Raw genomic sequence first — 15,330 nt, forward strand, 5'->3', positions numbered from 1 at the left:
ATTTAATGGAATTGGTATAATTAACTTTTATTCATCATATTACGTAAATTAGCGATACCAATTTCTGATTTCTTTTTACGTTCTTCTGCTGAAGCTTTCACTTTTTTATGTTCCCAAATTAAATCATCTTGAGGTAATTCGTATAAGAATCGGCTGGGCTCTGGGTTGATCACTTCACCATACTGACGTCTTTCTTTAACCAATGTCATAAATAAAGTTTTTTGTGCCCGAGTAATCCCAACATAGGCCAGACGTCGTTCTTCGTCTATATTGTCTTCGTCAATACTACTTTGATGGGGTAACAGGCCTTCTTCCATTCCGACCATAAACACATAAGGAAATTCTAAGCCTTTTGAGGCATGTAAGGTCATCAGTTGCACTTGATCAGCATCGTCTTCGTCTTCACCTCGTTCCATCATGTCACGGAGAATTAAACGATTAACCACTTCCTGCAGTGTCATAGGTGGATCAAGCTCACTGCCTTCTAACATGTCACTAATCCAACCAAATAAGGTACTGATATTAGCCATAGCCATTTCAGCGGCTTTAGGGCTAGTACTTGATTCGTACAACCATTCTTCATAGCCCATAGCTTTGATCATTTCTCGAATAGTGGCAATGCCATCACCTCTTACGGCTCGATCTGATAGTTCGACAATCCAACGACTAAATTGCTCAACAGAAACTAAAGCTTTGCCTGTTAATACTTCTTGTAATCGGGGATCAAACGCAGCTTCAAACATAGACGTTTGATTCTTGTTAGCCAAGTTACCCAACTTTTCTAAACTGACCCGACCAATGCCTCGGGTAGGGGTATTGATCACCCTGAGCAAGGCATTATCGTCGTCTTGATTCACTAACAAGCGCAAATAGGCCATGATATCTTTGACTTCGGAGCGACCAAAAAATGACATACCGCCACTTATCTTATAAGGGATTCGGTTACTCATCAGTACTTTTTCAAAAACCCGTGACTGAAAATTTCCGCGATACAAAATGGCATAATCTTTAAAGCTGGTTGCATTCATAAACTTGTGTGCCATTAATTCTGCGACTACACGTTCAGCTTCATGCTCTTCATTTTTAGCCACTATGACTTGCAACGGGTCGCCATATCCCAACTCAGAAAACAGTTTTTTCTCAAATACGTGAGGATTATTTTGGATCAGGATGTTAGCACAATGCAAAATACGTTCAGAAGAACGGTAATTTTGTTCAAGTTTAATGACCTTTAACCGTGGAAAGTCTGTTTGCAGTAGAACTAAGTTTTGCGGCCTAGCGCCTCGCCAAGAATAGATAGATTGATCGTCATCTCCCACCACAGTAAAACGAGCACGCTCTCCGACTAATAATCGAACCAATTCATATTGACTGGTATTGGTATCTTGATATTCATCCACCAGCAAGTAACGAATTTTAGTTTGCCATTTTAATCTAACTGTCTCGTTGGACTTTAATAATAAAGTGGGCAAACAAATTAAATCATCAAAGTCTAAAGCATTATAAGCTCGTAAGTGATTATGATATCGCTGGTAAAATTCAGCAAATTCACCATCAGATGCAGATAAGGTTTGTCCTGTTAAATGCTCAGGCAAAATGAGATCGTTTTTCCAATTAGATATTTGGCTTTGTAATGCAGCAAGTAATTCTTTATCGCCGTCAAACTCAACTTCTGTTAAATCTTTCAACAAAGCCATACTGTCTTTATCATCAAACAAAGAAAAACCAGGCTTAATACCTAACGCCTTTACCTCCGACTTAATAATATTTAAACCTAAGGTATGGAAAGTAGACACTTTGAGGCCTCTAGCCTCTTTTTTACCTAAGGTTTGTCCAACCCGTTCCTTCATTTCACGAGCGGCTTTATTGGTGAATGTCACAGCCGCAATATAACGGGCAGGCATGTCACACTGACGCACTAAGTGAGCAATTTTATTGGTAATTACACGGGTTTTACCACTACCGGCGCCTGCTAACACTAGACAAGGACCAGAAATAAAATTTACAGCTTCGTTCTGACCTGGGTTAAGTTTCATGGTAAATTTGACAGCCTAAAGTTAAAGGCCGACGATTGTATGAAATTATGCCTTTTAATCCAACATAATTAACTTGAGTATTCACTATGTTAAACCCTAAAAAACTGGAAGAGATAGCTAAACAAATCACCGACTCAGTTCCACCAGAAGTAAAAAACTTCGCAGAAGGTGCAGAAACAAAAGTTAAGCAGGTATTACAATCCCAACTTAGCCGATTAGACTTTGTCAGTAGAGAAGAGTTCGATATTCAAAGCCAAATATTGATCCGCACACGAGAAAAGTTAGCAGCCCTAGAAAAAAGGCTAGACGAGCTAGAGAAGCAGAATTAATAAAAAAGATTTGGGTCATGAGTTCTCTTGTGACCTAAATATTAATTTATCAAATAATGGCCCACAATTCCCATAGCTAACACCATTCCTACATAATTATTATGTAAAAACGCTTTAAAACATAAAGTTCTGTCCCTATCTTTAATTAACCACTGCTGATAAATAAACAAACCAACACACAGTGCAATTGAGATATAAAAAACCAAACCAAAATTCAACTCATTCGCCACAATTAACAGTAACACTAACGCAGCCAGCTGCAATAAAAAAACAATCTGCTTATCGTATTGGCCAAATAAGATGGCTGTTGATTTTACTCCAACCAAAAGGTCATCGTCTTTATCAACCATAGCGTATTGAGTGTCATAGGCTACAGTCCAAAAAAGATTTGCGAAATACAATACCCATACCAGCCAACTCAAAGGTTCGCCAATAGCCACAAAGGCCATTGGAATAGACCAACCAAATGCGGCCCCCAAGACCACTTGGGGTAAATGAGTATAACGTTTCATAAAAGGATAAATAGTGGCTAAGACTAAACCACCTAATGACATCGCAACCGTTTGCCAACTGAGGGTTAATACCAACATAAAAGCGACGAGTAATAAAATAACAAATAAGCCAATAGCTTGTTTAGCAGACAACTCGCCAGTCACTAAAGGGCGAGTCGATGTCCGCTTAACTGCACCATCTACTTTACGGTCTGCGTAATCATTTATCACACAACCAGCTGAACGCATCACAAAAACACCTAGAGTAAATACAATCAAGATGTGTAAATCAGGCCAACCTGCAGATGCAATCCACAGCGCCCAAAGACAGGGCCACAACAACAAAAAAGTGCCAATGGGTTTGTCTGCGCGCATCAGTCGCCAGTATGCCTGCCAATTAATACTGATAAGGCCATTATGTAGCATGATTAATTTGCCTCATAGTTTGATATGCAGGAGAGTCCGGCAAAAAAACTTCACACACCATCATTTTTAAATGTTCGAACTTAAAGGTAGAACGTCGCCCCCACAACACTTCAGAACCTGACATATTTAATTGTTTAAGAAAAGCTTCAGAGTCATCAATTTGTGTTAATTGAAACGGCATACGTTTAAATCTAGCATCATTAAAAATCAACTGCCCTAAAGGTTTATCATTCAGACCCACAAAATCTCGCTGCCAAAGCTCAACAGGAATAATAGAACGAGCAAACACCCAAGGTTTACCATCTCCCCATAAAATCACTTCTCTAACTAACCAATCTTGTTCAACCAGTTGAGTTCCTAAATGAGATACCTGCTGAAACTCATCAATAGTGATACTCGATCTGTCTTCACCGATTACAGTAAGGTGAAAATGAGTACAACTTGCTATTAATTTTTCGGTTAACGACCCACTATCCAATAACCAATTTTGTAAATGAGCAGTGGTATGGCTGCAAGCAGTTAAATCCAACCAAGATGAAGGTATGCTTACTGGAAAAATAGTTGGAGAATTCAAAATTATGCACTATTTAATAATTCAAAACAGAATAGTACCAAGTAGCTTAATAAGACTAAAGCGGTGAATTGGCATTATGCATATGCTAAAAAATTGATACACTAAATCTATAAGAGTCAAACCATATGAAACTGATTATGCCTAAAGCCAAATTGATAATTGCCAGTTTACTTTTCTTTTTTAGTTATCAAAACTTAGTTTACGGTCAAGACGTAACTCAGAAAAATTATGCTTATTACAGTCTAGAACCTGAGATTGTCACCAATTTTCTTGGCACTTCTGCACGAAAACTAGGCTTTGTTCGAGTTTCTATCGAGCTTATGTTAGAGGATGCTCAGTACCTTGAAGCAGCTGATCACCACTCCCCTCTAATAAGATCAGCTATTATTGAAGTATTTGGTCGACAAACCGCTGAAAAAATAAAATCTCTTACTGGCCGAGAAGATATACGCCGAAATTGTTTAGCTCGATTAAAAGAACTTATGCGCCGAGAAACGGGTTCGGAGATGATAAAAGACGTTATTTTTACTAAATATCTCTACCATCAAGGTTAGCAACTATTGCTCCTTGGTGTATGAATTTTGTTTAAACTAAACGCTTTTTAATCACGCCTCGGGTTTACTCTAGACATTCTGCCTGACGCTAAAGCTAGCAAAGCTGTTCAATAACATGCCGATGTTTTTGTGCTGGCTCTCTCTGCAAAAAACATGAGGGCTAAGTCAAAAATCAACAAGCCCTGAGCTCTATTTCGCCCTTTTCACCAACCACCAAGCAAAAGCGCAACCGCAGATTAAGCCTACAGTATGGGCGGTATTGGCCATGTGTATAGGCAAAATATCTATATACCCCACCACTAACCAAACTAACAAAAAGCCAATGATAGGCTTTGGTAACCAAATACCCCAATCAGGTTTTAGCCATCCTAACCACCAAACACAGCCTACTAAGGCGTAGACTACTCCTGACAACCCTACAAAATTTGGACCAACTACTAATAATTGAGAAATATTGGATATTGAAGCAGATAAAACCAACAGCACAAACAAAGAACTAATACCAAAAAATCTTTCAATTTGCTTACCTAAAACCCACCACATGACCAAATTGAAAGAAATATGTAAGAACGAACCATGAAAGAAAGCAGGGCCGATGATCCGCCACCATTGATGGCTTTCTACCAGTTCTCCAATGGGTTGAATACGCAACCACTGATACGGCGCGATAATCCCAATATTGCCTAATATAAATAACAAGACACAACATAGTAAAATAGATGCGGTAAAAGGGGATGTTTTGAGTGTGCCTATCACTTTAGCAATAGAAAAAGATTTTTCAGGAACTAATTCTACCGAACTGGCCGAATCCCAAGCTGCACTTTGATATTTACCATCATTTGGATTCAGTATAAATTCTTCAGCAATAGTTTTAGCCTGCTCTTCTTGCTCACTCCTTAATAAAATAACGGCATGCGCATACTCGGAATCAAGGTAACTGTATTCTGCAGCAATATCGTTTTTTAAAAGATAATGAGCTAATAATCTGGCTGGTTGTTCCTTAGAAAAAGCAACTAACTTAACTGAATTTGACAAAGTTATGGCTCTTCCTTCAAGGTTTCAAATGGAAGTTCTTTACGCCAAGCTTCAAACCCACCATCCATACTATAAACTTCTTCGAACCCTTGATGAATCAGAAACTGAGCGGCTTGTTGGCTACTATGGCCATGATAACAAACGACAATGACAGGAGTATCAAACTCGACTCCAGCCACAAAATTATTTAATGTGCCATTGGTTAAATGTGTTGAACCCGAAATATGACCATTTTGAAAAGAAGCTTCGTCACGAATATCGACAATTTTTGCTTCTGTTGTTAATAGTTTTTGTTGCGTTTCTAGTATCGAAATATGAGCAAATTGCTCCATTAAATGTACTCCAAAAATAAATTATCACTTTACATGCAATGTACTACTTGTAGATTCTATTACATCGCACTGCGGGGGAGAATACATTTATTTTTGACTTATTCGACCAAATCTAAATTATCTAAATTATCCCAAGTACCATTTATATATTTTTCTTTTAATGCAGGGTAAAGGTCTTTTTCCATTAGAGGACGACAAATAAAATAACCCTGACCAATATTACATTGTAAATTTTTCAACATTCTCATTTGAATCAAAGTCTCCACGCCCTCAGCAACCACTGTCATACCTAATCTTTGTACCATAGCAATAATTGACGATACTATCTGCATATCAGCGCTACTATCTTCCATAGCGGAAACAAAACTTCTGTCAATTTTTATAATATCTACAGGCATTTGTTTTAAATAGGCTAAAGAAGAGTAACCGGTACCAAAGTCGTCAATAGAAAAAATAAAGCCCATTACTTTCAACTGATTCATAGTCTCTAACGTTTGCTCGATATCAGCCACTAAGGTTCTTTCTGTTAACTCAAATTCAATTTGCGACGGATCTCTAGAAAACAACTTAAGTTGCCCTTCTAAAAAGGGCACTAAATCAGGATCCATAAATTGACTGGCACTTAGATTGACCGCTATTTTAAGATTTTTATAACCTAACTCATCTAGATTTTCCAATATTTCAAACGCTCTTTTTATTCCCCAATAGCCAATATGGATCATTTGCCCAGAGTTTTCGATTAAAGGAATAAATTCATCAGGTGAAACAAACCCTCTAACTGGATGGAACCAGCGGATCAATGCCTCAAAGCCTAATAGATTGCCGGTAGAGATATCCACTTGAGGTTGCAAAGCAAAACTAAATTCATTTTTTTCTAAAGCATCACGAACTTCATTTTCTAGTTCAACTTTACGCACGACATTAGCTTGCATAGCTTCATTGAAAATACTGTATTGGCCACCACCGGCATCTTTAGAAGCGTACATAGCCAAATCAGATTGGCGAATAAGATCTTCAAATACATCGGTATGATGAACTGTGCTAGTAATGCCTACACTGATTGAGGTGTAAAACAGCAGTTCATCAACGGCAATTGGATCTCGATAACTTTCGATTAATTTACTGGCTAAAACAGGTGAGTGACCGCTGTTAATTTTTTCTAAAAACACAATAACAAATTCATCACCACCAAATCTAAATAATAAATCGGTACCACTCAAACAGCTTGCGATCCTTTGTCCAGCATGTATCAAAAAGGCATCACCCACCTTATGTCCGTGGGTATCATTGATCTTTCGAAATTTATCAAAATCGAGAAACATCACTGTCAGTTGCTTTGATTCATCATTTAAGGTCGCCAATAATTTTTTTAACTGGAAATTCAACATGTTCCGATTCGGCAAACCTGTTAACCAGTCATTCATCGCTATTTTTTCAAGATCTCGGGTATTCAGTTCAATGGTTTTATCCAAAGACTCTAACTCTTTACCTAATAAGCTGGCTGAATCTTGCAATTGTTCTATTTCATCAACAAAAAAGCGATTTTTCGAAAACTGATTTTGCCAAAATGCGGCGTAATTTTTTTCTGCTAATAAAGGTAATTGAGCGGTGACAAGTACTAAACGTTTACGAAATTGTGTGGTCATTAAAAATAGGGCGATACCTAATATAAAAACAACAATCAAAGCAATAGAAATAATCCGTCTGGTGTAATTTTGGTGAGCAGTCGTCACCTGACTAATATCATGAATAAATAAAAGATAAGTATTATTTTCAAACTTTTGTTCTATTGGTAAAAGGTTCAATAAAAAACTTTGATTGTTACTTTCCAATTTATAGCCAGAATCCAGCACATCACTAAGGCTTAATTCATTAGGTAATTGCTCTAAATACCCTTCAATCACCTTTCTGTTATTGGTACTGATTGGGGACTGAATTAAAAGGTTATTCATTTTGTGATTGGCGACAGACTTGCTATCTGTTGAACTTTGAATGCTTACTATTGCCAATAAAGCTGAGGTAGAACGATGTAATGAGGCTAAGGTTTCCATTAAAGAACTACTAATAGATAGGACCACCACATTTCCAGAATCAGTTAATATGGGCATACTAATCTGCTGCTGACACACATCAGCGCAGCTAATGTGTGACAAAGAAGAATGAATTTCTAATACTTCTTTTACATCAGCTTTAACTTTTGGCGGTATCGCCCCCTCAGACGTTTGTAATAATAACTCTTGTTTATCATCAAAAAGCCATAAGTTATTAATCTGCCAATTTAACTGCATATAATCAAATTCATGCTTAAAATTCGCAGTAATATTCGAAGCATCAGCTGATTTTTGGGCCTGAAAATGGATAAAAGATTCAAACCAAGATTCCATACGATTACGTATCATATCCCTAATGAGCCAGAATTGTTTTTGATCCTGCTCACGTAAGGTTTGCTGCTGAATTTCAAAATCTTGATTACTTTTATCCACCCACAAAAACGTGATAAGGATAGTGGTAACAAAAAGAGTGGCCATGAACGGCCCCATTATTTTATAAGGTAAACTGACAAATTTACGCATCAGTTAAAACCAATACATCATTTGTAACGCCCAGATATTCCAATATTTATTATCGTTTGCAATCAGGTCAGGAATTAAAAAGGGGGCTAATCGGCTGGTGCCTTTAACACGATGCACCTCAGCTTGTAACTGCATATTTTTAGGCAACTTCCAAGTCAGCCCTAAAGTAGCTTGATCCATGTAACCAAAATAACCAGGAATTACACCATTACTGAGCAACTCTATATCACTGCCATCACGGTCTTTATTATCTTTGTCATATAAATCTAACCTAGCAAGCATAGTTACGTCAGGAGTAGCAAAATACCGAGTTTGAATATATCCCCCTTCAGCAGTGACATCACTTTTATGCCCAAGAGAAACTAAATTCTCAACTATCACTCTTTCTTTAATAATTTCTGAAGCGAGTTCCCATTTTTCACTTTGATACAAAAAATTAAACATCAAACGTTGAGAAGTTTCATCACCATTAATAAGTACATCTTGTTGCGCCTTGGTATACCTGAAATCTGCATCTAAAATACTCATGCCAAATTGTAAGTTTGTTAATTTTGGTCGCCAATATAGGCTAAATTGAGTATCAGAAGTATGCTCTAGCTTGCCAGCCACTTCTGCGCCTAGTAAGTTTCTTTTTTCTTGCTCACTAATTTTTGATTTTCCGTAAGTGAAATTCATATCCCACTCTCCAAAATCATTATTTGTTTGTGCAAGTAATGCAAGCCCATCCACTCCTAAAGCAACATCACGAAACGCATCAAAGTATAAAGATTGTGGCAAAATAATAGATGGGCGGGTGTGGGGTACGTCACGAGTAGAAGAATACAACCAATGATAGTTTTTATTCCTGCCAATTTGGGCCTTAACATTCCAATTTAAATGATTAACCACTTGCCAATCTAAAAACAAATAATCAATACGTGGACCTTCGGAATACCTATTACCGCCATTCAAATACACTCCCTGCCCGGCAACTCTAAGGGTAGAATTTAATCGATAAGATACATTCCCCCCCACTTCAGTTAATTTAAGAGAAACGTTTCCATCGTCCTCAACAAAATTTGAACCTTCAGCCTGAATAATGCCTTGCGAGACAAAGCCATGTAAATTAATCGACTCAGCAAAAGCGCTATGGGACAGCACCATTAAGTAAAGGTTAATGCAACTAACTAGCGTCAAATGTTTCATTATCATTTATTCCTTTACCAGGTTAACAGTTTTAATATTTACATTTTCCACATGCTGTAAAACATAACCGATTGAGCCTGACTGCTTACTCACGCGTTCTATCATCTCTTGTTCGCTGTTAACTTGGATAGGTTCCTCTCCTAATCCTGAATACACTAACTTATTCCATATCCTTTCCAGTTGATATGGAAATACGCCTAATACTTGGGTGGTAAAAATTTGGTGGGTTTTATGTTTGCTGGCCAAAACAAAAACAGTGATCTTTTGATTATCACGCCATGCAGTTTGTCGCATTGAGAAAATTCGACGGGCTTGCTCAACATCTATTTCTTCGGTTTCAACAGAAGCGTTAACGATCACTTGAACTTGAGTAATTTCACCCTGTGCACTTACGTGACAAGACAATATTCCCATGCACAAAATCGATAAAAAATAACGCTTAATAAGCAACAAGAAAAAAACTCCAGAATGAGTGTATTTTTATACTAAATTAGTTGCAGAAAAAATCTACATTTATTTAAAAAATAATTAAGATTCAAACTGTTACAAAGTATCAAAAGAATATTTAATTGTTGACATTTATTATAGTCTACACGGCAAAATTTCCCACCAAAATGAGTCCCCCTTACGCTGGCTCTAAATTCTGTTAAAATCTAACAGACTTTTATTAAACGAAGATTAAACACAGCATCAAATGACAGCATCTCTTATTATTGGTTTTAAACACAAAATTGCTTACTTAATGTATTCGTTGCTGTGGCTCTTATTGACTCCTCTTTTATTGCTTAACTTATTGTTCTGCTTATTAATTCGCAAACAAGGTTACACTCTAGCTAGACTTTCTCGATTTGGCTTATGTAAAACCAACAAATCTAATCATAATATTTTAATTCACTGTGCGTCTGTGGGCGAAGTGGTGACCATTCAAAATCTGGTAGAAAAATTACTCACTTACCAACCTCAAATATCTATTATTATTACCACCAATACCACTACCGGAGCCGATAGAGTTAAGACTTTATTTGCAGATAAAATCAGCCATTATTATCTGCCTTATGATTTTCCCTTATTTGTTTGGTTATTTTTTAAAATTATAGAACCCCAAAAAATTCTAATTAATGAAATGGAGTTATGGCCTAACTTATGCCGCTCAAGCAAAAAAATGAACATACCTTTGTATCTTGTAAATGGCAGAATGAGTGAAAAATCCACTAAAACATATCTAAAATTTCCCGCTTTATTTCAACCTATGTTCGATTCCTTCGAACATATTTGCGCCCAAAGTCAAAGAGATTATAAAAACTACCTAAGCTTAGGCGTAGAAAAACAGCGAATAACCTTAACCAATAATATTAAATTTGAACTCAATATTGATCCAACCGAGTTATCAACGAGCCAAAACATAATACAAACTTATGGGCTCAAAGAGCGCCGAATATTGTTAGCCGGCAGTACCCATGATCCTGAAGAAAAAATATTACTAGAAGCGTATTTGGCCTTAAGCAAAACATACAAAAATTTACTTTTAGTTATAGTGCCAAGACACCCTCAGAGGTTTGAAAAAGTTCAACAATTACTAATAAAACAATCAATAAAAATTAGCTTAATGAGCCAGCAACAAAGTTGTGACAGTAACACTCAAGTATTGCTTTGTGATCAAATGGGAAAGTTACGCGCTTTATATAATCTTGCAGAAATAGCGTTTGTGGGAGGTAGTATAGCTGAAAGAGGCGGACACAATGCTCTAGAACCGGCTATTTTTGATGTACCAATTCTAATGGGGCCATCTGTATATAATAACCCCGCTATCCAGCAAACTTTGAAAGACGCAGGCGCTCTTAAAACAGTCCACAATGCCGAAGACATCAAAACAGCCTGTCAACATTGGTTAGATAATACAGAGCTAAGAAATCAGGACGGGCAAGCAGGAGGCCTAGTTATCCAACAAAATAAAGGGGCAATAAACAAAACCCTGCTAGCTATTGGTCTAGCTAATACCAATCAGCAGTAAATTATCGCTCATTCAGCGCTTATCATGACTAATTGGTATCAATAACTATTGTCACCTTTTTGAATTTTATATAGAAATCAACACGATATTTCTTAACATGAGTTCAAGTTATTGTAGAGTCCTAAAGTAATCCACTAAACTTTTGGCTTCATCCTCTACTCTGTATTTTTCTTCAACCCTGGTACGCCCAGCTTTGCCCATATCAACAAGCTTAGCGGGATCTGATAGTAATAATTCCATCTTCTGGGTTACTGCCTGTTGATCATTCACAGGCACTACATATCCGTCAACTCCAGGACGAATAATTTCTTCCCAAGCACCCGCTTCTGTTGCTAATACAGCTGCGCCACTACTCATAGCTTCAAGCACGGTTAAACCAAACCCTTCGTTGTCACTTAAAGCGCTGACTAAAGACAAAGCACTAAAAATTTTCGGCAACTGACTGAATGGCAGCTCTCCAGTGAAAATAATTCTGTCAGTTAACCCAGCTTTAGCAATATCACCCTTCAACTTATCGACAAACTCTTGGCTACTCGATGAGATGGCCCCCACAACAACAGCGTTAATCTCAGGATGTTTAGGTAATACTTGTATGCAGGATTCAACAAACAAATGCACGCCTTTTTGTTTGCGCACCCTGCCTAAGATACCTATGCCATATTTGCCGCCATAATTTAAATCTTGCCATGCAACTTGTTTATCTGCAGCGGGAACATAATTATCAATTTGTACTCCATGGGGATTTACCATGGCTGGTTTGTCAGCTAAATAGCTAGCCGAGCGATTACTGACAGCTATCACAGCATCCATTTTCCGAGTCAACCACAGGGTTAAACCTGAACGTTTACGTTGTGCTGCAGAACTAAATACTAATTTAATTTTGGCTCCGAACAGATATTTTAATAAAACACCTTGGATCATTTCATCTACTCGACGAGCATGAAATATACGCCACTTTCCATTACTTAAAGGTTTACGACACATTCTAGCTGTCTGCCAAAAACTAATCACCAATTCTGGCTCATCAACAAAATGTTGACCCATAATACGCAAATTGATCAATTTTTTTTGATGGGACATCACTTGTAACATGGTAGATGTTACACCGGAAAAATTTGAATTAGAGTTACCAATAATTAATTCTATTTCATTAGGTTTTGCATCACTCTTAGAGAGTTCTGTCATATTATCTAGCGCCTGATTTAAGTGGTGAATATGAAGTTAATAAGTACAGAAAGTAACTTTCCGCAAGAGGCAAAGAATGTTTTACAATACCCACATTCAACGTATAAACAAATTGTAACATGCCAAACATCCAGGAAAAAACAAATGGCGCACACGTCATTTTATTTGATTCAACTTATTTTGATACACCCGAAGCTGAAATTTTTACAGATCAGTTCTGGTCAAATCAAAATAAAATAATCGGCCAAGCTACTGGTCGAGGTACCACTTATTTTTTTAAACACCAAAATGGCGAATACGTTTTACGGCATTACCTTAGAGGTGGCTTGGTAGGAAAAATATTAGATGGCCAATATGTTTTTACCGGTCTACATCGCACCAGGGCTTGGAAAGAATTTAATTTACTACATCACATGGCAAACTTAGGTTTACCTTGTCCAACCCCTATTGCCGCGCAAATTAAGCGAGTGGGACTGTATTATCAAGCAGATATTATTTTGTGCAAAATACCTCAAGCTAAAGATGTGTTTAATATTTTACTCGAAAAAAGTATTAGCCCAGATATATGGCAAAAAATTGGCCAAACCATAGCTAAGTTTCATCAACAGCAAATTTACCACCACGACTTAAATATTCACAATATTATGCTGGATCATAATAATAAAGCTTGGTTAATCGATTTTGATAAATGTTCAGTAAAACAAGGAGAAAAATGGAAAAGTGCTAATTTGTCTCGTTTACATCGTTCTTTTGAAAAAGAGCAAAGATTAAAAAATATTTATTGGTCAGAAAACGATTGGCTGGCATTACAAACTGGTTACTTAGAGTTTTAAAGAGACTAATGCTCACTCAGCCAAGCAGAAAAAACCTGCTAAAAAGTCATTAATAAGTATTAACTTTAGTTTAATTTATATTTGAAATTTGCATAAATCAAACTTTCCGTTTTAGATTCAAGGTTAAGATCTGTATATTCAAAATTTGCCCCTAGTTTAACTAGCCAATCTCCAAATTGAGTTTGATAAAAACCAGACAGTCTATGTATATCTTCGCTGTTGCCTGATACAACCGGCGAAGGCTGTTGCTTATCTTGGTTCAGTTTTAAACGGTTAAACATTATTTCAAACAGATCACCGTCACTAAATTGCTTATTTATCCCCAAGGTCAACATATCAGCATCACTATCAAAAGTACTACCAATGGCTCTATTGTAAAAACGATAACCACCAGTATAAGTAGAATGTTCGTAGTAACAATTATTTCCTGGTAGACCTTGATTTGAGCAGGCCACATTTGTATCACTTGTTTCTAAATAAATTTTACTGCCCCAGAAATAACTCGATAAACCAACTAGATTAGCATTATCTCTAACATTCAAATAATCTCCTTTATCTTCACCAATCCTTTGTCCGTATAGACTAAAGGGTCGTTCAAAAATAATTAAACTATAGCTAAAGTCTATGCCCGCAAGGTGATTTCCAATAGGCGATTTTAAGTCATTGTTACAACTAATGGCGCCATTAATACAGTCTCTCTCAAAAGTAACCAAATCAATAAAATCTGAAAATGAATTGCCTTTTCCTTCTCCCCCCCACATAGCGTTCCAAGACAAACCTATTTCAAGGCCTGAGACGGGCTTGAAATTAAAACGACTACTCCAAATTTTGGTATCGGGTACACTCCGTTCAGTTTCTAATTGCCCTAACTGCATTGTGAAAAACCATGGCCCTAGGTAACTTAACAAGTGATGTTTAGATCGAGTAGTTTCTGAACGAGACAAGGCTAATGCCGGAATAGGACGGGCATTGTTACTTAAAATTAAACTACTAGACTGCGCTGGCCCCCACCATTGACTTATACTACCTAAACGTAAATTCCAGTCTCCGAACTGATAAGCGATAAAGCTTTCATCAAAATGTTTTTTACCACCACGCTCATAATTGGCTGACACTTGTCCGGCCCAGCGTCCAACATAAAACTCTTTGGTTATATTTAGTTGTACTTTTTGTGCCTGCAAACCAGAAAAGTCTGTAAAGCGACTATCATCGCTAGCACCATACAAGCTGATTATCGACTGGCCTGTTTGAGATTTATGCACTTGTAAATAATGTTTTAAGCGCTTTGCAGCAATTGACGGGATAGAGGGTAATTCTGCTGTTTGAATTTTCTCTAATTGTTGAGCTATGCCTTTCCAAGGTACCGGAAAACTCGTCACCGCCGCATCTAACACCCCTCATTCACTCAAGGTTTGCAGATCTTTGTGCAATTGTGGCTCTAATGTACCAATCCAAGGAGAACAAAATACTCGTGGAGTAATACTAAATAAAAAAAATACGACTAAAACTCGTACGAATTGATTCACTAATAGTGATTCCCTAAAAAAATGACAAGTAAGATAACAAAAAAATATTACCTTATTACCGCTACAGTAAACAATTTTTCATCCCCTTTGACATTGTTTTTTTGATTTATTTATTAAAAATAATAATATTTTTAACAATTTTTATAACACAAGCTCATAACTGAGTTACCTATGCCAGTTGCAACGGCCCTCTTCAGCGTTTATTGTTCGCAGATAAATATATAAATCTTAAAAGACGCA

The 15,330-nt window shown here is 37.0% G+C and carries 14 protein-coding genes; 4 read left to right on the forward strand and 10 right to left on the reverse strand.

Annotated features, from left to right (window positions below; genetic code table 11):
- Positions 1 to 20: 20 nt before the first annotated feature.
- Complete coding sequence (gene rep, locus GQR87_RS20430) at positions 21 to 2,036, reverse strand: DNA helicase Rep (RefSeq protein WP_158972528.1); 2,016 nt, start codon at positions 2,034 to 2,036, stop codon at positions 21 to 23.
- A gap of 86 nt (positions 2,037 to 2,122) precedes the next feature.
- Here rep and GQR87_RS20435 point away from each other — a divergent pair, with 86 nt between their 5' ends.
- A complete protein-coding gene (locus tag GQR87_RS20435; RefSeq protein WP_158972529.1) occupies positions 2,123 to 2,365 on the forward strand; it encodes an accessory factor UbiK family protein in 243 nt (80 codons plus the stop codon).
- A 41-nt stretch (positions 2,366 to 2,406) separates the two neighbouring features.
- On the opposite strand, the gene ubiA is transcribed toward GQR87_RS20435, so the two are convergent.
- Both ubiA and GQR87_RS20445 read right to left on the reverse strand, forming a co-directional pair.
- Positions 2,407 to 3,282 (reverse strand): 4-hydroxybenzoate octaprenyltransferase, encoded by an 876-nt coding sequence (gene ubiA, locus GQR87_RS20440; RefSeq protein ID WP_158972530.1) that lies wholly within the window; start codon positions 3,280 to 3,282, stop codon positions 2,407 to 2,409.
- Positions 3,272 to 3,856: a chorismate lyase gene (locus GQR87_RS20445; RefSeq protein ID WP_233267339.1), complete on the reverse strand. Its 585-nt coding sequence runs from the start codon at positions 3,854 to 3,856 to the stop codon at positions 3,272 to 3,274. Before GQR87_RS20445 ends, ubiA begins: the two co-directional genes overlap by 11 nt.
- Positions 3,857 to 3,981: 125 nt before the next feature.
- Between GQR87_RS20445 and GQR87_RS20450 the strand changes: the two genes are divergently transcribed.
- Positions 3,982 to 4,410 carry a flagellar basal body-associated protein FliL gene (locus GQR87_RS20450; RefSeq protein WP_158972531.1) on the forward strand — a complete coding sequence of 143 codons (429 nt, stop codon included), beginning with the start codon at positions 3,982 to 3,984 and terminating at the stop codon, positions 4,408 to 4,410.
- A gap of 189 nt (positions 4,411 to 4,599) precedes the next feature.
- Here the strand turns inward: GQR87_RS20450 and glpG are convergent, their stop codons facing one another.
- The 5 genes from glpG to GQR87_RS20475 form a co-directional block, all read right to left on the reverse strand.
- The gene (gene glpG, locus GQR87_RS20455) at positions 4,600 to 5,445 is read right to left on the reverse strand and encodes a rhomboid family intramembrane serine protease GlpG (RefSeq protein ID WP_158972532.1); all 846 of its coding nucleotides are present in this window, start codon (positions 5,443 to 5,445) and stop codon (positions 4,600 to 4,602) included.
- Between the two features lie 2 nt (positions 5,446 to 5,447).
- Positions 5,448 to 5,777 carry a thiosulfate sulfurtransferase GlpE gene (gene glpE, locus GQR87_RS20460; RefSeq protein ID WP_158972533.1) on the reverse strand — a complete coding sequence of 110 codons (330 nt, stop codon included), beginning with the start codon at positions 5,775 to 5,777 and terminating at the stop codon, positions 5,448 to 5,450.
- A gap of 98 nt (positions 5,778 to 5,875) precedes the next feature.
- Positions 5,876 to 8,350, reverse strand: coding sequence for a bifunctional diguanylate cyclase/phosphodiesterase (locus tag GQR87_RS20465; protein ID WP_233267340.1), 2,475 nt, complete (start codon positions 8,348 to 8,350; stop codon positions 5,876 to 5,878).
- 3 nt (positions 8,351 to 8,353) lie between these two features.
- Entirely contained in the window at positions 8,354 to 9,535 is a 1,182-nt protein-coding gene (locus tag GQR87_RS20470; protein ID WP_158972534.1) for a TonB-dependent receptor, read from the reverse strand.
- 6 nt (positions 9,536 to 9,541) lie between these two features.
- On the reverse strand, positions 9,542 to 9,949 hold the full coding sequence (locus tag GQR87_RS20475) for a hypothetical protein (RefSeq protein WP_233267341.1): 408 nt from the start codon (positions 9,947 to 9,949) through the stop codon (positions 9,542 to 9,544).
- Between the two features lie 280 nt (positions 9,950 to 10,229).
- Between GQR87_RS20475 and GQR87_RS20480 the strand changes: the two genes are divergently transcribed.
- Positions 10,230 to 11,546: a 3-deoxy-D-manno-octulosonic acid transferase gene (locus tag GQR87_RS20480; RefSeq protein WP_158972535.1), complete on the forward strand. Its 1,317-nt coding sequence runs from the start codon at positions 10,230 to 10,232 to the stop codon at positions 11,544 to 11,546.
- A gap of 108 nt (positions 11,547 to 11,654) precedes the next feature.
- Here the strand turns inward: GQR87_RS20480 and GQR87_RS20485 are convergent, their stop codons facing one another.
- Positions 11,655 to 12,731 carry a glycosyltransferase family 4 protein gene (locus GQR87_RS20485; RefSeq protein WP_158972536.1) on the reverse strand — a complete coding sequence of 359 codons (1,077 nt, stop codon included), beginning with the start codon at positions 12,729 to 12,731 and terminating at the stop codon, positions 11,655 to 11,657.
- A 119-nt stretch (positions 12,732 to 12,850) separates the two neighbouring features.
- On the opposite strand from GQR87_RS20485, the gene GQR87_RS20490 reads away from it, so the two are divergent.
- Positions 12,851 to 13,564, forward strand: coding sequence for a 3-deoxy-D-manno-octulosonic acid kinase (locus GQR87_RS20490; RefSeq protein ID WP_158972537.1), 714 nt, complete (start codon positions 12,851 to 12,853; stop codon positions 13,562 to 13,564).
- Between the two features lie 65 nt (positions 13,565 to 13,629).
- Here GQR87_RS20490 and GQR87_RS20495 read toward each other — a convergent pair whose 3' ends face one another.
- The gene (locus GQR87_RS20495) at positions 13,630 to 14,958 is read right to left on the reverse strand and encodes a capsule assembly Wzi family protein (RefSeq protein ID WP_233267342.1); all 1,329 of its coding nucleotides are present in this window, start codon (positions 14,956 to 14,958) and stop codon (positions 13,630 to 13,632) included.
- Positions 14,959 to 15,330: the final 372 nt, after the last annotated feature.

The organism is Paraglaciecola sp. L3A3, assembly GCF_009796765.1.
Lineage (GTDB): Bacteria > Pseudomonadota > Gammaproteobacteria > Enterobacterales > Alteromonadaceae > Paraglaciecola.

Excerpts from the sequence above, each read along its gene's own strand:
- glpE (WP_158972533.1), bottom strand. The coding sequence starts at position 5,777 with ATGGAGCAATTTGCTCATATTTCGATACTAGAAACGCAACAAAAACTA.
- GQR87_RS20485 (WP_158972536.1), bottom strand. The coding sequence starts at position 12,731 with ATGACAGAACTCTCTAAGAGTGATGCAAAACCTAATGAAATAGAATTA.
- GQR87_RS20480 (WP_158972535.1), top strand. The coding sequence starts at position 10,230 with ATGACAGCATCTCTTATTATTGGTTTTAAACACAAAATTGCTTACTTA.
- GQR87_RS20465 (WP_233267340.1), bottom strand. The coding sequence starts at position 8,350 with ATGCGTAAATTTGTCAGTTTACCTTATAAAATAATGGGGCCGTTCATG.
- ubiA (WP_158972530.1), bottom strand. The coding sequence starts at position 3,282 with ATGCTACATAATGGCCTTATCAGTATTAATTGGCAGGCATACTGGCGA.
- GQR87_RS20470 (WP_158972534.1), bottom strand. The coding sequence starts at position 9,535 with ATGAAACATTTGACGCTAGTTAGTTGCATTAACCTTTACTTAATGGTG.
- GQR87_RS20450 (WP_158972531.1), top strand. The coding sequence starts at position 3,982 with ATGAAACTGATTATGCCTAAAGCCAAATTGATAATTGCCAGTTTACTT.
- GQR87_RS20435 (WP_158972529.1), top strand. The coding sequence starts at position 2,123 with ATGTTAAACCCTAAAAAACTGGAAGAGATAGCTAAACAAATCACCGAC.
- GQR87_RS20475 (WP_233267341.1), bottom strand. The coding sequence starts at position 9,949 with ATGGGAATATTGTCTTGTCACGTAAGTGCACAGGGTGAAATTACTCAA.
- GQR87_RS20490 (WP_158972537.1), top strand. The coding sequence starts at position 12,851 with ATGCCAAACATCCAGGAAAAAACAAATGGCGCACACGTCATTTTATTT.
- rep (WP_158972528.1), bottom strand. The coding sequence starts at position 2,036 with ATGAAACTTAACCCAGGTCAGAACGAAGCTGTAAATTTTATTTCTGGT.